This window comes from Mucilaginibacter sp. RCC_168, assembly GCF_041355315.1.
Classification (GTDB): Bacteria; Bacteroidota; Bacteroidia; order Sphingobacteriales; family Sphingobacteriaceae; genus Mucilaginibacter.
The window spans coordinates 89,044-107,108 of sequence record NZ_JBFUPN010000019.1; the positions used below are offsets into that span (position 1 = coordinate 89,044).

Annotated in this window: 30 protein-coding genes; 21 read left to right on the top strand and 9 right to left on the bottom strand. The window is 44.5% G+C overall.

The features are described from left to right. Positions 1–93 precede the first annotated feature (93 nt). From AB6735_RS18680 to AB6735_RS18745, 14 genes are all read left to right on the top strand, one after another. Entirely contained in the window at positions 94–354 is a 261-nt protein-coding gene (locus AB6735_RS18680) for a hypothetical protein (RefSeq protein ID WP_370997409.1), read from the top strand. A gap of 206 nt (positions 355–560) precedes the next feature. Next, complete coding sequence (locus tag AB6735_RS18685; RefSeq protein WP_370997411.1) at positions 561–710, top strand: hypothetical protein; 150 nt, start codon at positions 561–563, stop codon at positions 708–710. Continuing rightward, complete coding sequence (locus AB6735_RS18690; protein WP_370997413.1) at positions 707–2,461, top strand: DNA cytosine methyltransferase; 1,755 nt, start codon at positions 707–709, stop codon at positions 2,459–2,461. Before AB6735_RS18685 ends, AB6735_RS18690 begins: the two co-directional genes overlap by 4 nt. 5 nt (positions 2,462–2,466) lie before the next feature. Further along, positions 2,467–2,814 carry a DUF4406 domain-containing protein gene (locus AB6735_RS18695; RefSeq protein ID WP_370997414.1) on the top strand — a complete coding sequence of 116 codons (348 nt, stop codon included), beginning with the start codon at positions 2,467–2,469 and terminating at the stop codon, positions 2,812–2,814. Between the two features lie 4 nt (positions 2,815–2,818). Further along, on the top strand, positions 2,819–3,223 hold the full coding sequence (locus tag AB6735_RS18700; protein WP_370997416.1) for a hypothetical protein: 405 nt from the start codon (positions 2,819–2,821) through the stop codon (positions 3,221–3,223). Positions 3,224–3,226: 3 nt separating this feature from the next. Further along, entirely contained in the window at positions 3,227–3,427 is a 201-nt protein-coding gene (locus tag AB6735_RS18705) for a hypothetical protein (protein WP_370997418.1), read from the top strand. Between the two features lie 2 nt (positions 3,428–3,429). After that, on the top strand, positions 3,430–3,816 hold the full coding sequence (locus AB6735_RS18710; RefSeq protein WP_370997420.1) for a hypothetical protein: 387 nt from the start codon (positions 3,430–3,432) through the stop codon (positions 3,814–3,816). After that, entirely contained in the window at positions 3,813–3,971 is a 159-nt protein-coding gene (locus AB6735_RS18715) for a hypothetical protein (RefSeq protein WP_370997421.1), read from the top strand. The genes AB6735_RS18710 and AB6735_RS18715 overlap by 4 nt, the downstream gene beginning before the upstream one ends. A gap of 5 nt (positions 3,972–3,976) precedes the next feature. Beyond that, positions 3,977–4,138: a hypothetical protein gene (locus AB6735_RS18720; RefSeq protein ID WP_370997422.1), complete on the top strand. Its 162-nt coding sequence runs from the start codon at positions 3,977–3,979 to the stop codon at positions 4,136–4,138. Next, the gene (locus tag AB6735_RS18725; protein ID WP_370997424.1) at positions 4,135–4,731 is read left to right on the top strand and encodes a hypothetical protein; all 597 of its coding nucleotides are present in this window, start codon (positions 4,135–4,137) and stop codon (positions 4,729–4,731) included. The genes AB6735_RS18720 and AB6735_RS18725 overlap by 4 nt, the downstream gene beginning before the upstream one ends. A 3-nt stretch (positions 4,732–4,734) precedes the next feature. Next, positions 4,735–5,268 (top strand): hypothetical protein, encoded by a 534-nt coding sequence (locus AB6735_RS18730; RefSeq protein WP_370997425.1) that lies wholly within the window; start codon positions 4,735–4,737, stop codon positions 5,266–5,268. Positions 5,269–5,289: 21 nt separating this feature from the next. Further along, positions 5,290–5,631, top strand: a complete 342-nt coding sequence (locus tag AB6735_RS18735; protein ID WP_370997427.1) for a hypothetical protein — start codon at positions 5,290–5,292, stop codon at positions 5,629–5,631. 4 nt (positions 5,632–5,635) lie between these two features. Next, the gene (locus tag AB6735_RS18740) at positions 5,636–6,013 is read left to right on the top strand and encodes a hypothetical protein (protein ID WP_370997429.1); all 378 of its coding nucleotides are present in this window, start codon (positions 5,636–5,638) and stop codon (positions 6,011–6,013) included. A 588-nt stretch (positions 6,014–6,601) separates the two neighbouring features. After that, positions 6,602–6,817, top strand: a complete 216-nt coding sequence (locus tag AB6735_RS18745; protein ID WP_370997431.1) for a hypothetical protein — start codon at positions 6,602–6,604, stop codon at positions 6,815–6,817. Here the strand turns inward: AB6735_RS18745 and AB6735_RS18750 are convergent. Then, the gene (locus tag AB6735_RS18750) at positions 6,792–7,169 is read right to left on the bottom strand and encodes a hypothetical protein (RefSeq protein ID WP_370997432.1); all 378 of its coding nucleotides are present in this window, start codon (positions 7,167–7,169) and stop codon (positions 6,792–6,794) included. The two genes, AB6735_RS18745 and AB6735_RS18750, sit on opposite strands and share 26 nt — an antisense overlap. Before the next feature lie 54 nt (positions 7,170–7,223). Between AB6735_RS18750 and AB6735_RS18755 the strand changes: the two genes are divergently transcribed. Both AB6735_RS18755 and AB6735_RS18760 read left to right on the top strand, forming a co-directional pair. Then, positions 7,224–7,403 (top strand): hypothetical protein, encoded by a 180-nt coding sequence (locus tag AB6735_RS18755; protein WP_370997434.1) that lies wholly within the window; start codon positions 7,224–7,226, stop codon positions 7,401–7,403. Between the two features lie 51 nt (positions 7,404–7,454). Further along, positions 7,455–7,646 (top strand): hypothetical protein, encoded by a 192-nt coding sequence (locus AB6735_RS18760; protein WP_370997436.1) that lies wholly within the window; start codon positions 7,455–7,457, stop codon positions 7,644–7,646. A 5-nt stretch (positions 7,647–7,651) separates the two neighbouring features. On the opposite strand, the gene AB6735_RS18765 is transcribed toward AB6735_RS18760, so the two are convergent. From AB6735_RS18765 to AB6735_RS18800, 8 genes are all read right to left on the bottom strand, one after another. After that, positions 7,652–8,113: a hypothetical protein gene (locus tag AB6735_RS18765; RefSeq protein WP_370997437.1), complete on the bottom strand. Its 462-nt coding sequence runs from the start codon at positions 8,111–8,113 to the stop codon at positions 7,652–7,654. Positions 8,114–8,160: 47 nt separating this feature from the next. Then, on the bottom strand, positions 8,161–8,604 hold the full coding sequence (locus tag AB6735_RS18770) for a hypothetical protein (protein WP_370997438.1): 444 nt from the start codon (positions 8,602–8,604) through the stop codon (positions 8,161–8,163). A gap of 4 nt (positions 8,605–8,608) precedes the next feature. Further along, positions 8,609–9,133 carry a phage virion morphogenesis protein gene (locus tag AB6735_RS18775; protein WP_370997439.1) on the bottom strand — a complete coding sequence of 175 codons (525 nt, stop codon included), beginning with the start codon at positions 9,131–9,133 and terminating at the stop codon, positions 8,609–8,611. A gap of 87 nt (positions 9,134–9,220) precedes the next feature. Beyond that, positions 9,221–10,516: a hypothetical protein gene (locus tag AB6735_RS18780; protein WP_370997440.1), complete on the bottom strand. Its 1,296-nt coding sequence runs from the start codon at positions 10,514–10,516 to the stop codon at positions 9,221–9,223. 41 nt (positions 10,517–10,557) lie between these two features. Further along, positions 10,558–11,850 (bottom strand): DUF935 family protein, encoded by a 1,293-nt coding sequence (locus tag AB6735_RS18785; protein WP_370997441.1) that lies wholly within the window; start codon positions 11,848–11,850, stop codon positions 10,558–10,560. A 17-nt stretch (positions 11,851–11,867) separates the two neighbouring features. Further along, positions 11,868–12,326 (bottom strand): hypothetical protein, encoded by a 459-nt coding sequence (locus AB6735_RS18790; RefSeq protein WP_370997443.1) that lies wholly within the window; start codon positions 12,324–12,326, stop codon positions 11,868–11,870. A 2-nt stretch (positions 12,327–12,328) separates the two neighbouring features. Further along, a complete protein-coding gene (locus tag AB6735_RS18795; protein WP_370997445.1) occupies positions 12,329–13,861 on the bottom strand; it encodes a hypothetical protein in 1,533 nt (510 codons plus the stop codon). After that, entirely contained in the window at positions 13,861–14,298 is a 438-nt protein-coding gene (locus AB6735_RS18800) for a hypothetical protein (protein WP_370997446.1), read from the bottom strand. Before AB6735_RS18800 ends, AB6735_RS18795 begins: the two co-directional genes overlap by 1 nt. A 136-nt stretch (positions 14,299–14,434) precedes the next feature. On the opposite strand from AB6735_RS18800, the gene AB6735_RS18805 reads away from it, so the two are divergent. The 5 genes from AB6735_RS18805 (at position 14,435) to AB6735_RS18825 (ending at position 18,063) form a co-directional block, all read left to right on the top strand. Then, complete coding sequence (locus tag AB6735_RS18805) at positions 14,435–15,418, top strand: hypothetical protein (protein ID WP_370997448.1); 984 nt, start codon at positions 14,435–14,437, stop codon at positions 15,416–15,418. 50 nt (positions 15,419–15,468) lie between these two features. Beyond that, positions 15,469–16,431: a hypothetical protein gene (locus AB6735_RS18810; RefSeq protein ID WP_370997450.1), complete on the top strand. Its 963-nt coding sequence runs from the start codon at positions 15,469–15,471 to the stop codon at positions 16,429–16,431. 77 nt (positions 16,432–16,508) lie between these two features. Then, positions 16,509–17,018, top strand: a complete 510-nt coding sequence (locus AB6735_RS18815; protein WP_370997451.1) for a phage holin family protein — start codon at positions 16,509–16,511, stop codon at positions 17,016–17,018. Positions 17,019–17,021: 3 nt separating this feature from the next. Beyond that, positions 17,022–17,531 carry a lysozyme gene (locus AB6735_RS18820; RefSeq protein WP_370997453.1) on the top strand — a complete coding sequence of 170 codons (510 nt, stop codon included), beginning with the start codon at positions 17,022–17,024 and terminating at the stop codon, positions 17,529–17,531. Between the two features lie 49 nt (positions 17,532–17,580). After that, a complete protein-coding gene (locus tag AB6735_RS18825; RefSeq protein WP_370997454.1) occupies positions 17,581–18,063 on the top strand; it encodes a hypothetical protein in 483 nt (160 codons plus the stop codon). Positions 18,064–18,065 lie beyond the last annotated feature (2 nt).

Genomic DNA, 18,065 nt, shown 5'->3' on the forward strand with positions numbered 1-18,065 from the left:
CAGGTTTATGTATTCACTTTAAGTAACCCGGCTTGGAGCATGGCCGGGGTTCGCATCCCCGGCCGGGTTCTTACAATTAAACAAATCAAAATTATGAATGAAGATAACATGGTAACCCCGAAAACGTGGGATGAGTTCAGAGCCACCGGCTTGTTTTTCCTTGCTAACCAATTGCTGCACGTATTCGGCTGGGCATTGGTAATGAATATTGAAGACGGCAAGATAACCAGTGTTTTCCCCGCCCGTGTCAAATACCGGGGTTTTGACGACGAGGCCCAAACTGAACAGCATATCAAAATAGCTACTTACATGGCCGAAAACGGAACGGTACTATTAGAAGAGGCAAAATCCTAATCCAAACCAACAATGAACAAACAAACCAAAATCACCTGCCAGTACATAGCGATAGGGTTAGCCTTTTTCGGTGTATTGTGTGCAACAATAGGGCTAAAATCAGCCTGCTCGGTAGTATTTCACGGGGGCTGCCTGATAGTGCTGACTTTCATTATATCAGCCATTATTCACGCATGTTCTGACTCAACTAAAGGAGGGATCAAGAAATGAAGCAAACACAGTTTTGGCTATTCATCGTATTTATGGCCCTTTTATTCACCTGGTTATACCTGCTCATCTGCATGTATGGCGATCAGGCCCGGTTGCAGAGAATTGAGAACCATTCGGAAATTATAAGCATAGATACAGCGGGATGAAGCAATACTTTTTACATACAGAGGGCGGCGGATTTGCAACGGTTGATGCTGGCGATATACTTTCGATTTTAAGCAGGCTACCGCAGGAGGTTGATTTAGATATCGAGGCATTCGTAGTTGATTTAATGAGTGGCTTTGGTGGCACATCCCACGGATATGAAAACACCATAATTGACGGCAAACAGGTTGTAAAGGTTGTGTTTGTAGTAAACCATGATAAGGTAGCTATTAAAAACCACATCCTGAATCACCCTAATGCTGTTCATGCCATTGAGGATATCAGAACGCTTAATCTGAATGTATTGAGGGCTGTAATTGCTCACTTCCGCAGAATCTATCCAAATGCTAAAGTTAAGCTATGGGCGTCTTTAGAGTGTACTAACTTTTCTAAGGCAAAAGGCGGCCTTTCCCGCGACCCTGATAGTCGTACCCTGGCTAATCACCTGTTCAGGTATATCGAAGCAGTAAACCCCGATTACATCATGATCGAAAATGTAGTCGAGTTCATGGCATGGGGGCCAGTTCGGATTAAAGCCAAAAAACACGTTAAAGAGGATTTATCAAAGGGCGTCTATGCTCATACCGAGTTAAAGATGGGTATTGATAAAAAAACCAAATTGGAGTGCTACTGGTGGCAGCCCATTTCAAAGCTAAATGGTACCAGTTGGATGGCTTGGAAAGAAAAAGTAAAATCATACGGGTATAATGATGATTGGCGGCAGTTGCAGGTTGCCGACTACGGCATCCCGCAAACAAGAGATAGACTGTTTGGCTGCTTTTCTAAACCGGGCCTGCCGGTTGTATGGCCTAAGCCAACCCACGCTAAAAATCCAACGGCTACGCTGTTTGATGACCTGTTACCGTGGAACGGTGTAAAAAACGTGCTTGACCTTTCAAACATTGGTGAAAGCATATTTAACCGCGATTTAAACACCAATTTAAGAAAACAGGATAGGCACCCACTATGTACCAAAACCATGAAACGGTATTATGACGGCTGCATTAAGGTTATTGCCGGTGGTCACAAACAATACGAAGCTTATAAAAAGGAGTTTTATGCGGGCGGTGGCAAATCCTTTGTGTCGCACTATTACGGTGCCGGTAATGTGCGTACCATAGACGAGCCGAGCGGAGCCGTGCCAACTCATGATAGGTTTTCGATAGTGACCACAAGTCAGTTTATTGACGAGGCCTATTCAGGCAGCATAGGTAAATCAGTAAATCAACCATCCGGAGCATTGCTACAAAATCCAAAGCAATATCTTATGTCGGCCAAGCCGGTAATGATCAGCACGAGTTTTAACAACAATGGCCGAGGTATCGAAATGCCGTCATTTACGGTTACGGCCGATAGGCATCATCATTACATCCTTAACCCATCGCACGGCGGTCATGTGACGACCATAGATCGGCCCAGCCCGACAGTAATTGCCCGGCAGGACAAAGCCCCGCTTTATCTGTTAACTGCTGTTGGAGGCGATTATAACATCCCTGTTTACGATACTGATTGCGAGTGGACGGTAAAGTTAAAAGAGTTCATGAGCGTGATGCGATTTTCGGACATATCCATGCGCATGTTTGAGATACCCGAACTACTGGCAATTCAAAGCTTTCCCAAAACATACAAACGGGTCGGGTCTAAAACGGATCAAAAGAAATTCATTGGTAACGCCGTACCTCCGGAGATAGTTACAGCCATGAGCATAACCTATGTGCTGGCATGGAGACAATTAAGAAGCAATTTAAACTAAACAACATGATAAAGAATTTAATAAACGTCTGTGCCCGACTGGTGCAGAATAAACAAAAGCTACCTATAGTGTATATCGCAGGTCAAGTAACCGGCCTTGATTATAACCAGGTATACGCCAAATTCAAATTGAAACAACAGGAGTTGGAGCGCAAAGGCTTTTTTGTGCTTAACCCCTGCGACCTGATACCGCCGCCCGGCGAAATGAATTGGGGAAAGGAAATGTGTATAGCCATTGTGGCACTCGTTTGCGCCCGATATATCTGCCTGCTCCCTGACTGGCATTTGAGCAAAGGAGCTAAGGTTGAAAGGGAGCTGGCTTTAGTATTAGGGATTTCAACCATAGAGGGATAAGGCGATGGTAATAGGATTTCACAAACAATTTGTAGCGCCGATACTGGCGGGTACAAAAATTCACACCCTCAGAGAGGATAAAAACGACCGTTGGAAACCCGGCGTAATGATGCATCAATATACCGGCGGCCGGTTCTCAAAGGAGTACCAGAAGTTTAACGAAACGCCTTGCGTATCTACCCAAAAGATCACGATGGCCATAGAGAAAGACTTGGACGGCGGCTTGTCGGTACTGGTGATGACAGTGGGAAACCGGGAACTTGACGAGGCAACGCAGGAGCTGCTTGCGGTGCGAGATGGTTTCGCCTCCATGATCGACTTTAAAAAGTGGTGGTATCCAATACTTGCCAAACAGCCCGGTTTTAAGATGGTGCGCAAAATTATTCATTGGACAGATTTAAGATACTAAGCTATGACAGACGATCAAATAAAAACGGGTCAGGAAGCCATAAAAGAGCTTGCTGATATACTCGAAGTTATTGGTATAAAGGAACTGAAAATAACGCCTGATGAATTTATGGTGATTTGGGAAAGCCCGGTTAATATAAAAGCACTCGAACGCTTTGCAGATTTAATTAACCAGGTTAAATACGAGGTCGAAAATTGCGATTAGCTATGAAACGAGACTACAGTAAAGTATTTGCAGCCTGCAAAACCATCCGAAGAGAGTATAAGGACGTGGTAGACGAGTTTACCAAAGGCAGGCATTGCAGTCTCCGGCAGCTAACCGATAAGGAATTTGGCGATCTGGAAATGCTGTTAAAAGAAATGACCGGCCGGGTACGGCCCGGCAATAGCCAACGCCAAAAGATGTTTGCCATAGCCACAAAAATGAAATGGGGTAAAGATGCCAGGGAGCGAAACCAAGCTATTGATGATTGGCTCATGAAACAAAAGTACGGTAAGCCACTCATGCAGCTTACCCTCGACGAGCTGAACCGCTCGCTTTACATTTTTGAAACCAAAGTTTATAAAGATTACCTAAAAGGATTAAACAAATGAGAAAACGAATGACCTATAAGGATGTGGAGCAGCTATTCGACAGAGACCCGGAAGCTTATGCCGGAATATTAGGGTTTGATTTAAAGATGTATGGCGGCGACTCGGTTGCCACATCAAGACGCAAGCCGCATACTAAGAAGAAAAGGAGGAAATAAGCAAGATGAAAACGTTTAAACTATTGCTTACGGCTATCAGTGTAGCCTTCGCGCTTGGTTTTGCAGATTTGGCAAATAAGAATCCCGGGCAATGGCAACCCGCGTTTTTTGAAGTGTTATTTTGGATGAGTTCATTATCAATTGGCAAAGATTATTTTAAATCATGAGCAACTACACCTTAACCAGCGACCGCCTAAACGGGCATATTGAATTACAATATAAAGAGGGGCTTTTAACCTGCATTTTAATAGCGGTTAAAGAGCCTTTAAACGAGCGTCAATTCAATTCGATAGTATCATCGGTTACTCAAAAAGAAAGCGACATACAGCAGCTTTTGACGCTTGGTTTGAATATCACCGAAACATTGCCCACAAATAAAAAGATCGACCTGTTTTGCCGGTTGTATGAGTTTTATAAAAAGGTAAAATATATTGTACACCCGGCCGATACAGGCAAGATCAAACTGATCAGGATTGACGAGCCAATGCTGACGGCTTATTTCACTTCTGACAACTTTATATTTAAAAACAAGCATAGCATCAGTAACCTGGTGCGCTATTATAACGAGCTGCGTGCCGAGATAGCGCAAGGCTCATCATCCAAACACCCCAACCATTGGAGCAAAACCCATGAGGTCGGTTTAGACGAAGCCGGTTTACGGGAATACTGGGCGCACCTGCGTGGCCTCGGCCTGACACCCGTACGCGATCGGGTTGGCAATGTTACTGACTGGATACCTAATCAAACTCAAAATAATTAAACCATGAAATTAGAACAAGCGAAAGAATTATTCTTTGCTCAGTATTTGGGGCAAAAGGTATGTGAATATTCTGATCTTATAAAGATGTCGAGAATATGTGTAATTAACCATTTCAATAGTCACAAGTTTACTGATGCAGTTTTACTTCTTAGATCGGTTAGCCAGCTAACTGATGAAGAGGCTGTAAACTTAGCGTATTTAGCTATGTATCATCCATCAATTGAAGATTATAGCATTAGTGAGGTTTGGATAGGTGAAGGTGATATAAGGCCAAACGGTGGTACTTGGCTTGAAATTGGTTGTAGATGTTGGGTTGGAGAACTTGGAATTGAACCTGATGGACACATGTTCCTTGTTGATGAAGATAGCGAAAAAGAAGATGCTATTTACGATCCAGTTAAATGTATTGATTACTTACGATCAATCGGCATCCTATTGCCTTTCACCTATCTAAACGAACAAAACAAACCAATCACCTTACAGCCTGATGAAATAATTGATTTGAATTGGGCCTCAATCAAAAGTCAAAACAATTAATTACCTTTAAATCTTAATTCAATGAAACCAAGCCTTAAAATATTGACCCTGTTACTTGTAGCGATGCTGGCCGTTGCCTGCAATAAATCGCCCGATATACAACCCGTTAAAAACGAATTATACGGCGTATGGCGCAATGAAGCTGCAAACCTGCAATGGACTATAACCAATACCAAAGGACTTAACGATGGTGCCCGCTTTACCGATTACCGGGCAAATGGTCACCGGTACCTGAAAGTGGAGGCGCTCGAAATAAAAGATACTTTCGAGATCAATTCGGTTACTGATCATCAGCTCGACCTCACCGACAGTAAAGGCGTTAACTATCTGTTTATAAAAATGCCTGTTCGGGCTAATCATTAAGGATATGGAAAATCAACAAGATAATATTCAATTGGCTGGAAAGCTGATTAAATACGGCTTTGATGAAGAGCAAGTTCCTGGCATTATAGAGATACTTGAAAATATCTCAAATGGAACAAGTATACCTATTGATGATTTTATTTACCTATACGGAACAATGAAAGTTCAAAACGTAATATTTATTCAAGATATAAGACAGCTACAAGGCCGCGGAATACCAATTCTTATGGAGTTGAGCAAACAGTTTAATGTTTCACAGCACTGTGTACGCACATACATTGATGAAAGAATAATAATGTTCAAACACATTGAGTTGGCTTTTAAATCACTTACTGATGAGTCCGGTATTTTTTATGATCTTATAAGCAAAAGAAGATTTTAATTTATCATGAGAAAGCAATTTGTGGCTGTTCCGATCAGAGAGAGCATGTATTCACGGTTAGACCCGATAAAAAATGCGATATATGTTGCTGAACATATTTGGAGAGTTTTATTCCTTATCAGATAACTATTATGTCAGCCTTGATCCAATCCGCCGTGAACGTATTTTATATATTGACGCCGTGAGTAAAGTAAAGCCAGTTTTTACAGAACAGCTTGAACATTGGATAGAGTCATTGCCCCAATGAGTTGTAACCCATCCCCAACAAAATCCGTAAAAGTTCGAATTGCTTTTACGGATTTTTAATTAAGAGATAAAAAACTTACTAAGTTTGCATCACTAAAGATATTGTACTAACAAAAAACGTTGCTCATCTAAAAGACGAAAAAATGATACGCGCAACGCAATTTGATCAGTACGCCAGTAATGGCGTGGCTGTATTTCATTGCGCGTATAGGGCTTCGTCTCCCTTGATGAGCGTGAGATATTTGCCGCGTCATTCTTTTATGCCCCGGTTTTTAGATTACCTGCTATAACCTAATTAAACCATATTGAACTTATATAATTGATTAAACTGAGGGGGCTGAAATGATTGCTTTTATTGAAGACGAGAGAAAGATAACCATTACTTTGAATGGTGACCGTGAGGACTACTTAACCACGCTAAAAACACTGTTATTTATGCTGGGCAACCAAAACCCCAATTGCCCGTTAAAGCCCGAGGAAACGGCTGCTATGACAAACCTGATTAGTGATATGCTACCAGAACCGTGCGACTTTATGCCTTTTTTACGGGCTGTTTAGTTTCCCTTGCCTCGCGCTCATAGTTGATGATGCGCTCGGCAAACTCCCACAGGGCCTTGTGTGCCTTTTCAAGTGTTAACTTCGGGTCTTTAAACTGGATACGCTCCATTACTTTCTCGTGGCCTGCTATGTACCACTTAAAGGTGGCTATAAACTCGTTAGGGTTGTACCAGCTTCGGTCGGCGGGATCATAAAGCCATACGCCTTGCGCTCTGGCTTCCTCGGCTATCCGGAGGTAACTTTCGCGTATATATTTATCTTCCTCGTGCTTACGCCGGTAAGCTAAGTCCTGCTCACGCTGCTGGGCCTCTATATCATCGTGTTTCCTCTCCCTGCGGTAATTGCCTGCCATAATTTTTACTAAAAGGATTAGCAAAAGTATAAATAGTATTTTAAATTAGCCAACATGAAAACACTACTACAAAAATGCCCTGAATGTGGCGGCAAGCTACTGCCCGAGAATATCAGCCCCTTAATTTATGCGTGCGAGGGTTGCACATCGCTGCACGAAGCGGGTAAGCCCCTGTATACCTATTGCGCCGTGTTTGCGGTAAAAGCGCCAATAAGCCTGTTGAAAATAAATTAAAAAAGGCTCTTTACTTTTGTATCAATGGCGTACAATAGTAATAATCATAAGATGCGGGTAGCTCACGTTTTGGAGGTTTACAACTCCATTAAGGAGCGTGATATACCCGATACCCGCGTTTTGACTATACTAAAGCGCGATCATAATATCCTGATCAGTTACCGAACCCTGATGAACTACAAGGGTAAAAAGCCGTCTGAACTCAATACCAACCAATTAAGCATTTTTGACATTGCAAGCTAATTGGCTTATTGGCCTCTCTCCAATTTCTCTATCCTTGTTTGAAGTTCGTTGATTTTTTTTCTTGATTGCTCAATAAATTCTCCGCTTATATCCACGGTCCTGCCTGTTAATTTGATATGCCTATTCTGGGCATCTGACAAAGACTCCACTGTCTTTGATATCCCTAAAATAAGGTCCTTATGCATTCGCTTCCTTTCCCAACGAATCACCTCTAAAAATATATTGGAGAGTAATATAGCGGTATAAATTACGACCTCAAATACAAAAACCTTGTCAATTGGCCTGTTGAGAAAGAATAAACTTATCAGAACTATTATAGGGAAAATATAGGAAAAAATTATGCCAACAGTTAAGCCAACATATCTTTTTATATCATCCTTAGGGGGCATATAAGCATCTATAAGGGGTTTTAAAAAGGCACCCAAGAAAGCACCAATTACAATTTTTACTATATCATTCGTGGTCATAAACATTTTTATTGATTATATAAATGTATGAGTTTAGACGGTTATAATCAATTTCCTGTTACCTGAATAAACGAAGTACGGTACACATAGCGCATCACCATTTTGTTATCTCTTCTATCTTCCAATACCTGGCTTTCGCGGCTAAACCTGTCAATCTCTTCTGTAGAAAAGCCTTGCAGCTTATTGTGTATGGCTTCCGTTATATCATAATAATCAAGGCTCCGCGTGCGCATATCATCAGGTGCTATGTTGGATGTATCTAAACGCTGTTTATCAATCCAATAACGAACAATAACATTGGCGGTACACATTTGCCTGCTGCCGTCCTCGTCAATATCAACTGATTTCAATATCGCTACTTTGATCAATATACTGCCTTGCGGAAATGGTGGCTGATCTGAGAAGTCCAGGTCACCGTAATCCTGATCGATGTAAGGAATTGATGTTAATTCGTTAAGCCTGCTTTGTGTGGCTAAAAATGCTGTTCTCATATCGTTAATATTTTAATGCTTTTTGTAATTCGGCACGTATCACTCTTTTCATAGCTGCAATAAAAAGCGGCGTGCCCTTTAAAAACGTTCTTTGCGGCATATTAAAGCTGTAGGCTTTAAAACTAAGGCCCTGCCCGGAGGTAGTACCCCGTTTAAACTTGCCTTTTTTGTCGCCCCGGCTAAACCGGTTACGTACAAATGTTTCCGACCGTGCAGCCCGGCTGATCTTGCCGCCCTCGTTATGTACTTTCATGTACGGTATATCAGAGCCAACCACTACCAAGCCAGGCGCGGTTCTGATGATACGTATACTCCTTTTACCCCGGCCCGACTTTACCAGCAGGCTGCGGCCTGTATCCTTTTTGCTTTTGCGCTTATCCCACTGTTTGCCCTCCCATGCTTGTTTTGCAAAGGCATCCAAACTATAATTAACAGCCGCATTGCCCACTATCAACGGCAGCTCGTCGAGCGTTCTGGTTAGTTTGGCCCTGATGGTAGCGAAAATGTTCGTTATCTGCCCGGCGCTCATAGTTGTTTGATAATTAATTTATTAATTGTACATTTGTAATGGCGGGGCCGAGTACCCCGCCGCAGTGAGGGCTAAGCAAGCGATTGTTTAGCCCTCACTCATTTTATCCCTCAGATATTCTATATACTCCGCATCAACCGTTACAAAGCCTATATCATTGATCTCCGGGAAAGCCTTAAACCTGTCTATAGCAGCCTGTCTCAGTAATGCCGTGTCGTACTCTTCTGTCAGTTCCACTATAATGCGGTCGGCCTGTTTACTGGCATTGGCAATGTTGCTTAACAGCTTTTTGTAAGTAACCGGTTCACCTGGTGTTTTCAGTTCGGTGTAGTCAGTTTCATTCAACAGCATGTCCGGATTTTTACCAGCCTTAACGTCCGGAAGCAGCGCTTTGCGGAGGTCGGTTTCAGCGGCGTGGATCTCCGGCAAAATATCTACCTTGATACCTTTATCTGCAAGTGCCTTACCAACCTTGATCAGGTTAGGTAAATCATCCTTATCAGCCTCAACGGTTTTGCGATTGATAGCCAGCTCTGTGCCGTCCCCGGCTTTGTATGCCGTGATGTACTGATCCTTAATCGGCATGTACAGCGTGGCGTTGCTGATGACGTGTGGCGGCGCATCTACATAATAAGGATGGTCGGGCGGGAATACCTGTCCGCTTATGCCTACGTTGTTCTCAAACATGGCGCCTATCTTTTCCGGATACACGATATCTTTATCCGGCGTAACCTCACCACTGCGCAACTGGCGCACGGTACTGCGGCAATTGAAATGGTTAGGCGGGTAATACTTTTTCCAAAACGGGTGATCGACCGGCAGGATGATCTTATTTAACGGCGGACAAATATTTGAGCTGTGATCATCAATAACAGCGTCAAACTCCAAAAGCGGAAACGTTTCCTTTTGTGCCTGAATGCTCACCCACTTACCGGCCATTTGACCGCTGGCTATGGCTGTATCATACTCGGTGCCTAACCAGGTTAAATGCTGGCCCGCAATCTTCCCGGCCTCGATCTTAAAGTCGTTTTTACTGCGGATGTTACCCTGACCATCGACCAGAGCGGCGCTCATGTCCTTTAGCTGGGTGTACGTTTTGGCCGCGCTGAAATGCCAAATGTTACTTTGCAGTGCAGTGATGGTGTGATAATCGGGCGTGTCCCAATCTACATCTGCCAGTTTTTTACCATAGCCCTTTAATACACCCTGCTCGAGCTTGGTGCCGTATGCCCTGATCAGGTTCGGGTCCGCCTCCGGAGCTGCCTGCGCCTTGAATATCTTGTCGATCAGGCCGTCGATGTACTTTTGGTACTCCTCGGGCGCGTCATCAATGCTCAGGTTAAGGGTGTTGTGTTCGCAGCAGCTTTCATACAGGCTACCCAACCGGCTTTGTAATTCAGTAAAGTTTAATCCGGTACGCCCGTTTACGCAGCTGATCGCCGCCGGGCCTGTCCAAAAAAATCATCGTCTCCTAACAGGTCGGCTTTGAGTTTTTGATTTTGAGCGTTGTTGGATTTTGACGGCAAGGGCGTTTCCCGTGCTTTGGTGATCTTGATGCCCGTTTTCTCGGCTATCCATTCCGGATCAATTTCGTAATACTCCAAAAGTTTCACTATCCACTCGAGCAGCTGGGCAATGTTCTCGGTCGGCACAAACTCAAATGTCAGATCGCCCTTAACAAAACCATGCTTTACCAGAGCTGGCAAAATAACCGTATTCCAGTCCTCGGCCACGGTAGCCATATCACTAAGCGTAAGCAGCTTTGCCATATCCTGCGCCACCTCTTCTTTTGATCGGTTACCGTTTTTGGTGTCCTGCCCCAGTATCACACCCATGATGGCCATGCAAATACGGTTGCTGCAAAGGCTTATCAAGCCATTATAAACGTCACCATTGGAGTTAGTTGCCTCGGCAAACTCAAAGCTTTCCTCTTCGTCAATAATGAACCAGCTGGCAGCGCCCATGTCTTTCATCATCTTTTGCGCCCTTTCCATCATCTTTTTATCCTGCGTGTTGGTTTTGAGCACACGCGGCGGGATGCCGAAAATCTCGCATAGCTCCGACCAGCAACTTTGTGCAAAGCGCATAAACAATACATCCGGCACTACCTTATTAAGCAGCGGCATTTCCTTATTCCAAAATTCCAGTACCCAGGTGCCAAATTCCGGCATATCGCGGTAATCAATCTTATTGGCCTCGTTGGTATAGTCTGGGTAAAACTCGCCGGTGATGGGGACAATGTTGGTGCGCGGTATCTCGTCTGCAACCATGTACCGGCGACCGTCAACCGTTTGGGCCATGCTCAATTCAACTACACTATACTCATACAGAATTTTCTCGAACGATTTGCGTGTCAGGTACCTGGTTAAGGGCATAGCCTTTAAGGCTTTTGTTTGTTCTGTATCAACCTCGCCGTCCGGTTTTAAAAGCCGGAAATCAAGCGACAAAAGGCGCTGTAGCCTGTTTTCGACCTGCGAACTCAATAACGCGTCTTTCATGGTGTTATTAAATATGAGTTGCAGCGGCCAGGTTTTGGGATACTGGTTATAATAGATCGCCTCGGCCCGTTTCCAGTCCTTGATATCAACACGCGTTTGCGCTACTGATTTAAGGTCATGCGGCAGGTAGGTGCCTTGTTTTTGAACGCCCGAGTATTTATCGGCGGCTAATTGAATATAGCCCGAGACGGCTTTGTATGCGGTTTGAATGATGCTCATTTTAATAGGGGTATTTATTAATTATCGTGACAAAATTTGCGGCGGCTGCCCATTGCAAAGGGCTGGTCATCTATTGGGGGCTCTGCGGTGATACGTGGTAAGGTGCGGCTGTTAGCACCGTCACCGGCTGCTAATTTTTCGAGGTATTCTACTGCGCGGTCATAACGGCTCTCCGCTTTCTCATAATCAAGTCCGGTATTGCACAAGTCAATCAAATGCCACATGACAATAGACTTTGTGTTTGCCAGCATCAATCCGTTACGATCTGTGCCCGATGCATTGAATATGGCCTCTACATCATAGTGTGGCCTGCCGTCATCCCATTCTTTTTTGTCATTACGGGTTAGCAGGCTACTGGCCTCTTCAATGCCAGCCTCAATAGCCATTTCGACAATGGTGTCGTCATTATCAGTAATGGAGTTCAACTGATACTCCCTGATCTTGCTTCTTAAATCTGATTTCTCTAAAAATGCCATAATTACCAATGTCTATCTGTTGTGGTTTCTGACGCATAAGCGGCGTCCTCTTTCGCTGTACGTTTCTGTATTTTCCATACGGCACCCTCCAATCCGTCCGGGCCGTCCATCTTCTTACACTCTTCGGATACGGCTAACATCTGCTCTTCCATCCTGTCCATGTGCGGGTTTCCTTGCAGGGCGTTATCAAATATTAAATCACCATCGCGGTTAAGCGGCTCGAGGGTGCCGTCGATCCGGGAGAACTTACCCGGTTTTTTGCGGGTGTCGGGTGTGATAGGCGGCCGGGATGTTTTACGCCTTTCAATAGTCCGTTTCTTAATGAGTGGCCTTAGTACCTGCTGGAAAAATGGGTCTTGCAGGCTGTTGTTTTCGATATATATCTTTTTGGGATCAACACCGTTAGCATCCAAAAACTCCTCGGCATCAAACAGCCAGTCAACAAAACCGCTGTTATTGATCTGATCAAGGCGTATCCAATAGATATAATATTTAAAGTCCTTAAAGCCTACAACAACAACGCACTTATCACTCGCGTCACTTTCGGCGCTGGCATCCTTATTGGATGTTGATGGATCGGCATAGGTGACCACGGCCTCACACCTTGATATTTTGGGAGCGCGTCCGTAAATGATCTGCTTAAATGTTGTACCCTCAATAATCGGGTTGTTCATGTACTCCTTTTGGAACGCGCTCGAGCTGATCATCTTCCGGATACGGGCGATCATTTCGGCCGTGTTCTTTTGCGGCCATGTGCTGTTACCGTGTTTATCCACGATATTGATGATATCGTGATGGTCGGCCTTTTTGCCAAGTTCCTTTACACAGCAGTATTTTGCGATGATGTTACCGCACATGATGATGAGCAACGGCGATGAGATAGACCTGGTAGGCAGTAACGCCTCTTCGATCCATTGCAGCTTTTGCTTGATCCGTTTTTTATTGCGGCATTCTTCGTCCGTGTCGATATCATCAATCAGGATAATGTCTGGCCTGATAGCATCGTTACGTGTACCACGTGGTGACTGGCCCGCACCTAACGCACGGAAAGCAACGCCCTTTTTAGTCTTGAACTCACCGGCCTCCCAGGTACCAATACTTTGTTGAGCACCGTAATCATTAATGATGCGGTTGTTAGCCTCCAAAATAGTTTTGTAAGGCAATAGCAACCTAACGGCAGCATCGTAAGTACTGGACACCAAAAGCACATTGAACTTTTTGCCGGTCAGGATCAGGTAAAGCACTTCCATCATGGTACGGCCTGATTTGGAAAGCTCCCTGCTCCATGAACGTACCTCGTAAAACTCGGGGTTATTGAGTACCCGCAGGGTTGCCTTGATATGAAAGGGCGCAGGTTCATGCGTGTAGAACGAGGGGAAATAGTACTTAAACCATTTCTCCGGGTTCTTTTCAAGGTCTTTAATACGTTTCTTTTTGGCGGTAGGGTCTTCGTTCAGGTCAACCGGCGTCGACTTCCTGATGTTATCGCGGAACTCTTCCCACTCTTTCCAATATTGTTTATCTGCCGAAGTCATTAGCTCATCTTGGTTTGAATGTATGTATCAAAATACCCGGTGATGTTTTTAGCCAATTCGAGGTCTAAACCGCGTAAAAACTCAATAAATGACCGGGCAACCTCCACAGTCTCGCCGAGAGATGTTTCTATTTCGAGTTTTTGAATAGCTGACGTTAGCTTGATGATCACATCGGCTTCCTTGACTGACGCTACTTTGATATCACGTATGGATATTTCAAGGTTGAGCCAGTCGAGCTGATCGTACAATAGATTGAGTTGATTTTGCCGTGTGGTAAGCATGGAGCGCTTTAGCTTTCGCCAGCCGCCTTGCTCTATCCAGTTGCCCATTGTCTTTTCAGTAACGCCAACACGCTCCGCTAAATCCCGCTGACTGATGTTCTCAGACAGGAAAATTACCCTTGCGTATTCACGCTCCTGCGCCTTTCTTAATGCCATAAAACTTGTTTTATGGTAGCAAAAATGACCTTTAAAACACTGTTTTATAAATAGTTGTGCAACCCTTGCGCCCTTATTAAAATAGATGGCAGCCCTTGCCCACTTTTGTCTCAACAAACAGCAAAAACGTTAAGAGATGCCCAAGCCAACCTTTATTCTGAATGATGAAAATGTGATCAATAGTTACGGGTTCAGAGTCCGTAATGCCGGGCTAATCTTCGACCGTTTCGACGATAACCCCGTGATGCTGGATAGTCATTATAACGAAACTGAGTATGTGGCTGGCCGATGGGATAACAGGCGGATTGACGGCACTCTCTTAAAAATGGACGCTGATTTTGATACGGAATTGGATTGCGGCAAACGCTTAGCCGGTCAGGTAGATCGCAAATTTGTTAAGGGCGCCTCGCTCGGCTTATCTATCAGCTTTGATGAGTGGGAAGATAGTTTCCAGCGTCAACCGGACGGTAACTGGGATTTGATCAAAGCTGAGGTAATGGAGGGCTCCGTTTGCGGCGTACCGAGCAACGCAGGATCATTATGCCTGTACGACAAAGCAACCGGCAAGAAGATCACCGAGGCTGAAATCAAGTTATCCCTGCAAAAACTATCAGCAACTACAGTACAAGAATTAACCCCAAATACAAACGAAATGAAAGAATTTAAATTGAGCGCACCCGCAATGGCGGTACTCGTGAATTTCGGCCTTGCCAATCAGGAAAGCGAAAATGAGATCAATGAGGCTATAATTAAGCTTAACGCTGAATTAAAAACCCAAAAGGATACCAATGCTACTCTAAAAACAGAGGTAGAAAAACAACTGAAATTACAGGCCGAGAAAATGGTAGATGCTGCTATCCTTGACGAAAGGATCGTTGCGGATGATCGTGAAACCTATGTACAACTTGCGGTTACAAATTTCGATTTGGCTTCAAAGCTTTTGGCCGCAAAGCCGGTTAAAAAGTCGCTGAGTAATACAGTGGTTACACCTGAAAACCCTGACGGTGCAAAACTCCCTAAAACGATAGATGAGTTTGAAAAGCTGAGTGCTGACGAAAAGGCTTCATTTAAGCTGAATCATGGCGATGCTTTCAAATTGCTTTTTGCTCCCAAACGCTAATTAACCCGATTTAATACCCCTATCAATTAACATTTAAAAGACATAATATTATGCCTGGAATATATCCCGAATTATGGTTAAACAGGGTCGAGACCAGACTCGTAACCAACGACACAGCCCCATGGCTAAGCGGCATTCCTGAGATCGCCTCGCAAATTAACGAGGTAAATGCAGGCTCCGGCGACAGTGAACAAAACCAGGTGCATATACCTGCAACTGATTTTGAGGTTGATATCCTGATCAACAATACAACCTATCCAATTCCGCTGCAATCGTACACCGACACTACGATCACTATTCAGCTGGATAAATACCAGACCAAAAGGGTTACCCTTACTGATGATCAGACAATCGGCTCGGCATACAATCAGATCGATGCTGTAACCAATAACATGGTGATCAGTATGGCCGAGGATAAGTACGCGAAAGCAATTCACTCACTCGCTCCTGCATCTAATGCAGCTGATACACCGGTATTACAAGCAACCGGCCGAAGTGGCATTCTCGGCGTTGACGGCGAAGAGCAAATCTTAAAAGACGGAACCCGTCTGCGTTTGACCTACAAGGATTTGGTAGACTTTAAAGCAGCCATTGGCAAGCTTACTTTTAGATGGCCTAAACAAGGTCGCCGGTTAGTGCTTTGTGAAAACCACTGGAACGACTTATTGCTCGACCGTAAAAACTTTGGCGATAAGCTGGTGAATTACAACGAAGGTGATGTTGCGCCGAGAATACTTGGTTTTGATATCTACAGCCACGGTATCATGCCGCATTACAACGGTACAACCAAACTTGCATGGGGTGCCCTTCCTACTGGCACTCAGTACGAGGCATCCGTTGCGTTTCATGTTCAGAACGTAGGCATGAAGACAGGTTTGACAAAACAGTATTTCTTACCATCAAACCTTGATCCCGCAAACCAGGCTAACACGCTTTCATACCGTCACTACTTTATCGTAGTGCCTAAGAGAGCCAGGTACATTGCCGCCATTGTGTCGCCTGACGTACCATAACCACCGATAACCACACCAGACAAACGATAGAATGCCCACACCGCCCGGCGAAATGCCGGGCGGTAAATTGAGAACCAATGAATCACATAACCCGGCTTTTGAAAACTTTTGATTACCACGCCTTAACAGACCTTAAGGAAAGTCTTGCGCCGAGCCTGCGTTACGGGATCACCGTTAAGGTTGCTTTTGTTACCGTTAGTTGGGTTTTGGTTGATAAGATATTCGGGCTTGATCAGGCGGCTTTCATTGCCTTACTGGCCATATTCGTTACCGAGCTGATCACCGGCATTTGGGCCGCAAGGGTACGTGGCGAAAAGATCAGCAGCGTAAAGCTGTCAAGGTTCAGTTTAAAGGTTGCCTGTTACCTGGTGATGATAGGTGTGAGTTATTGCCTGTATCAATCATTCAAAAGTCATGATGAGGGCGTGGCCGGATGGTCATTTAACTGGCTGCATAACTTACTGGTTGCGCAGGTAGTATTTGAAAACACCATCAGCATACTGGAAAACATTGCCAGCATCAACGGCAGGGAGAAAGACGCCATAGTAACCAAAATCACGGACAAGTTTAACTCATTTTTTAATTAAGCCATGATCAGCGCAGCTATTGATTTAGTAAAGCAGTTACGCAACGATGCCGCAAAAGCATGGATTGTTGACGGTAATGACGCCAATCTGATCGAGGGTTTTGAGGGCTTGCGCCTTAAAGCGTATTTAGATAGCGCCGGTGTGCCCACTATAGGCTGGGGTAATACCTACTATGCCGATGGCAAAAAGGTAAAGCTGGGCGATACGATAACCCGCCAAACTGCCGACTTACTACTTAGCTACAAGATGCACGAGTTTGCTGCAGCAATCAAAAGCCTCGTAAAAGTTCCGCTTAACGACAACCAGGGCGCTGCTCTGCTCAGCTTCCAGTACAACACCGGTGCGCTGGCAGTAAGTACCCTACTAAAGAAACTTAACGCCGGTGATTATGCCGGTGCGGCCGCTCAGTTCCCTGTATGGAATAAGAGCCGCTATAACGGAGTACTAAAAGTTAACCCGGTGCTTACCAAACGCCGGGCCATTGAACAAGCATTATTTAACAAACCAGCATAATGAAACCATCGGAGATAGCTTCATTACTACTGAAAAACAAGTTATAAAAATGAAAAACATTTTAAAAATGGCCTGGGCAGCTATATGCGCAGCTATAAGGCTTAAGCCAAAAGCAAAGCCGGTTGACCCGGACACTGTTTTGCCTTTCGATATCGACGTGGCCGACATTGATCATGCAATCATCATCGTGAACAACGTGCGTAACGCAATGGCTTCGCCGCTGGCTGCGCTCATCACCAACCTGATACCTGGTACCATTGACGATAAGATCAGGCAGGCACTTATAGACAACCTGCCAAAGGTAGCCGCCGCACTGGTATACAGTAAGGACTTGCTAAATCACTGGGACGGACAAACGGTTTTAAACGCCGTGCTCGGTACGGTTAAAACTGCCGATAAGCCAGAACAGGACGCCTTTGCCCACAACTTGGCTGCCCGCATCCTGATGATTGTAAGTGATGGAAAAGTGAATTGGAGCTTAGCCGTACAGGTAGTTGAATATTACTTTAAAAACATTTTTAAACCAGTTTAAAC

Bases quoted from the DNA above. Each gene is read 5' to 3' on its own strand.
- AB6735_RS18775 (WP_370997439.1), bottom strand. From the start codon at position 9,133: ATGAGCGCCGGGCAGATAACGAACATTTTCGCTACCATCAGGGCCAAA.
- AB6735_RS18760 (WP_370997436.1), top strand. From the start codon at position 7,455: ATGCGGGTAGCTCACGTTTTGGAGGTTTACAACTCCATTAAGGAGCGT.
- AB6735_RS18825 (WP_370997454.1), top strand. From the start codon at position 17,581: ATGAAAAACATTTTAAAAATGGCCTGGGCAGCTATATGCGCAGCTATA.
- AB6735_RS18735 (WP_370997427.1), top strand. From the start codon at position 5,290: ATGAAACCAAGCCTTAAAATATTGACCCTGTTACTTGTAGCGATGCTG.
- AB6735_RS18680 (WP_370997409.1), top strand. From the start codon at position 94: ATGAATGAAGATAACATGGTAACCCCGAAAACGTGGGATGAGTTCAGA.
- AB6735_RS18750 (WP_370997432.1), bottom strand. From the start codon at position 7,169: ATGGCAGGCAATTACCGCAGGGAGAGGAAACACGATGATATAGAGGCC.
- AB6735_RS18730 (WP_370997425.1), top strand. From the start codon at position 4,735: ATGAAATTAGAACAAGCGAAAGAATTATTCTTTGCTCAGTATTTGGGG.
- AB6735_RS18710 (WP_370997420.1), top strand. From the start codon at position 3,430: ATGAAACGAGACTACAGTAAAGTATTTGCAGCCTGCAAAACCATCCGA.
- AB6735_RS18755 (WP_370997434.1), top strand. From the start codon at position 7,224: ATGAAAACACTACTACAAAAATGCCCTGAATGTGGCGGCAAGCTACTG.
- AB6735_RS18785 (WP_370997441.1), bottom strand. From the start codon at position 11,850: ATGAGCATCATTCAAACCGCATACAAAGCCGTCTCGGGCTATATTCAA.
- AB6735_RS18820 (WP_370997453.1), top strand. From the start codon at position 17,022: ATGATCAGCGCAGCTATTGATTTAGTAAAGCAGTTACGCAACGATGCC.
- AB6735_RS18705 (WP_370997418.1), top strand. From the start codon at position 3,227: ATGACAGACGATCAAATAAAAACGGGTCAGGAAGCCATAAAAGAGCTT.
- AB6735_RS18685 (WP_370997411.1), top strand. From the start codon at position 561: ATGAAGCAAACACAGTTTTGGCTATTCATCGTATTTATGGCCCTTTTA.
- AB6735_RS18800 (WP_370997446.1), bottom strand. From the start codon at position 14,298: ATGGCATTAAGAAAGGCGCAGGAGCGTGAATACGCAAGGGTAATTTTC.
- AB6735_RS18765 (WP_370997437.1), bottom strand. From the start codon at position 8,113: ATGACCACGAATGATATAGTAAAAATTGTAATTGGTGCTTTCTTGGGT.
- AB6735_RS18695 (WP_370997414.1), top strand. From the start codon at position 2,467: ATGATAAAGAATTTAATAAACGTCTGTGCCCGACTGGTGCAGAATAAA.
- AB6735_RS18795 (WP_370997445.1), bottom strand. From the start codon at position 13,861: ATGACTTCGGCAGATAAACAATATTGGAAAGAGTGGGAAGAGTTCCGC.
- AB6735_RS18725 (WP_370997424.1), top strand. From the start codon at position 4,135: ATGAGCAACTACACCTTAACCAGCGACCGCCTAAACGGGCATATTGAA.
- AB6735_RS18690 (WP_370997413.1), top strand. From the start codon at position 707: ATGAAGCAATACTTTTTACATACAGAGGGCGGCGGATTTGCAACGGTT.
- AB6735_RS18805 (WP_370997448.1), top strand. From the start codon at position 14,435: ATGCCCAAGCCAACCTTTATTCTGAATGATGAAAATGTGATCAATAGT.
- AB6735_RS18715 (WP_370997421.1), top strand. From the start codon at position 3,813: ATGAGAAAACGAATGACCTATAAGGATGTGGAGCAGCTATTCGACAGA.
- AB6735_RS18745 (WP_370997431.1), top strand. From the start codon at position 6,602: ATGATTGCTTTTATTGAAGACGAGAGAAAGATAACCATTACTTTGAAT.
- AB6735_RS18815 (WP_370997451.1), top strand. From the start codon at position 16,509: ATGAATCACATAACCCGGCTTTTGAAAACTTTTGATTACCACGCCTTA.
- AB6735_RS18790 (WP_370997443.1), bottom strand. From the start codon at position 12,326: ATGGCATTTTTAGAGAAATCAGATTTAAGAAGCAAGATCAGGGAGTAT.
- AB6735_RS18810 (WP_370997450.1), top strand. From the start codon at position 15,469: ATGCCTGGAATATATCCCGAATTATGGTTAAACAGGGTCGAGACCAGA.
- AB6735_RS18740 (WP_370997429.1), top strand. From the start codon at position 5,636: ATGGAAAATCAACAAGATAATATTCAATTGGCTGGAAAGCTGATTAAA.
- AB6735_RS18770 (WP_370997438.1), bottom strand. From the start codon at position 8,604: ATGAGAACAGCATTTTTAGCCACACAAAGCAGGCTTAACGAATTAACA.
- AB6735_RS18720 (WP_370997422.1), top strand. From the start codon at position 3,977: ATGAAAACGTTTAAACTATTGCTTACGGCTATCAGTGTAGCCTTCGCG.
- AB6735_RS18700 (WP_370997416.1), top strand. From the start codon at position 2,819: ATGGTAATAGGATTTCACAAACAATTTGTAGCGCCGATACTGGCGGGT.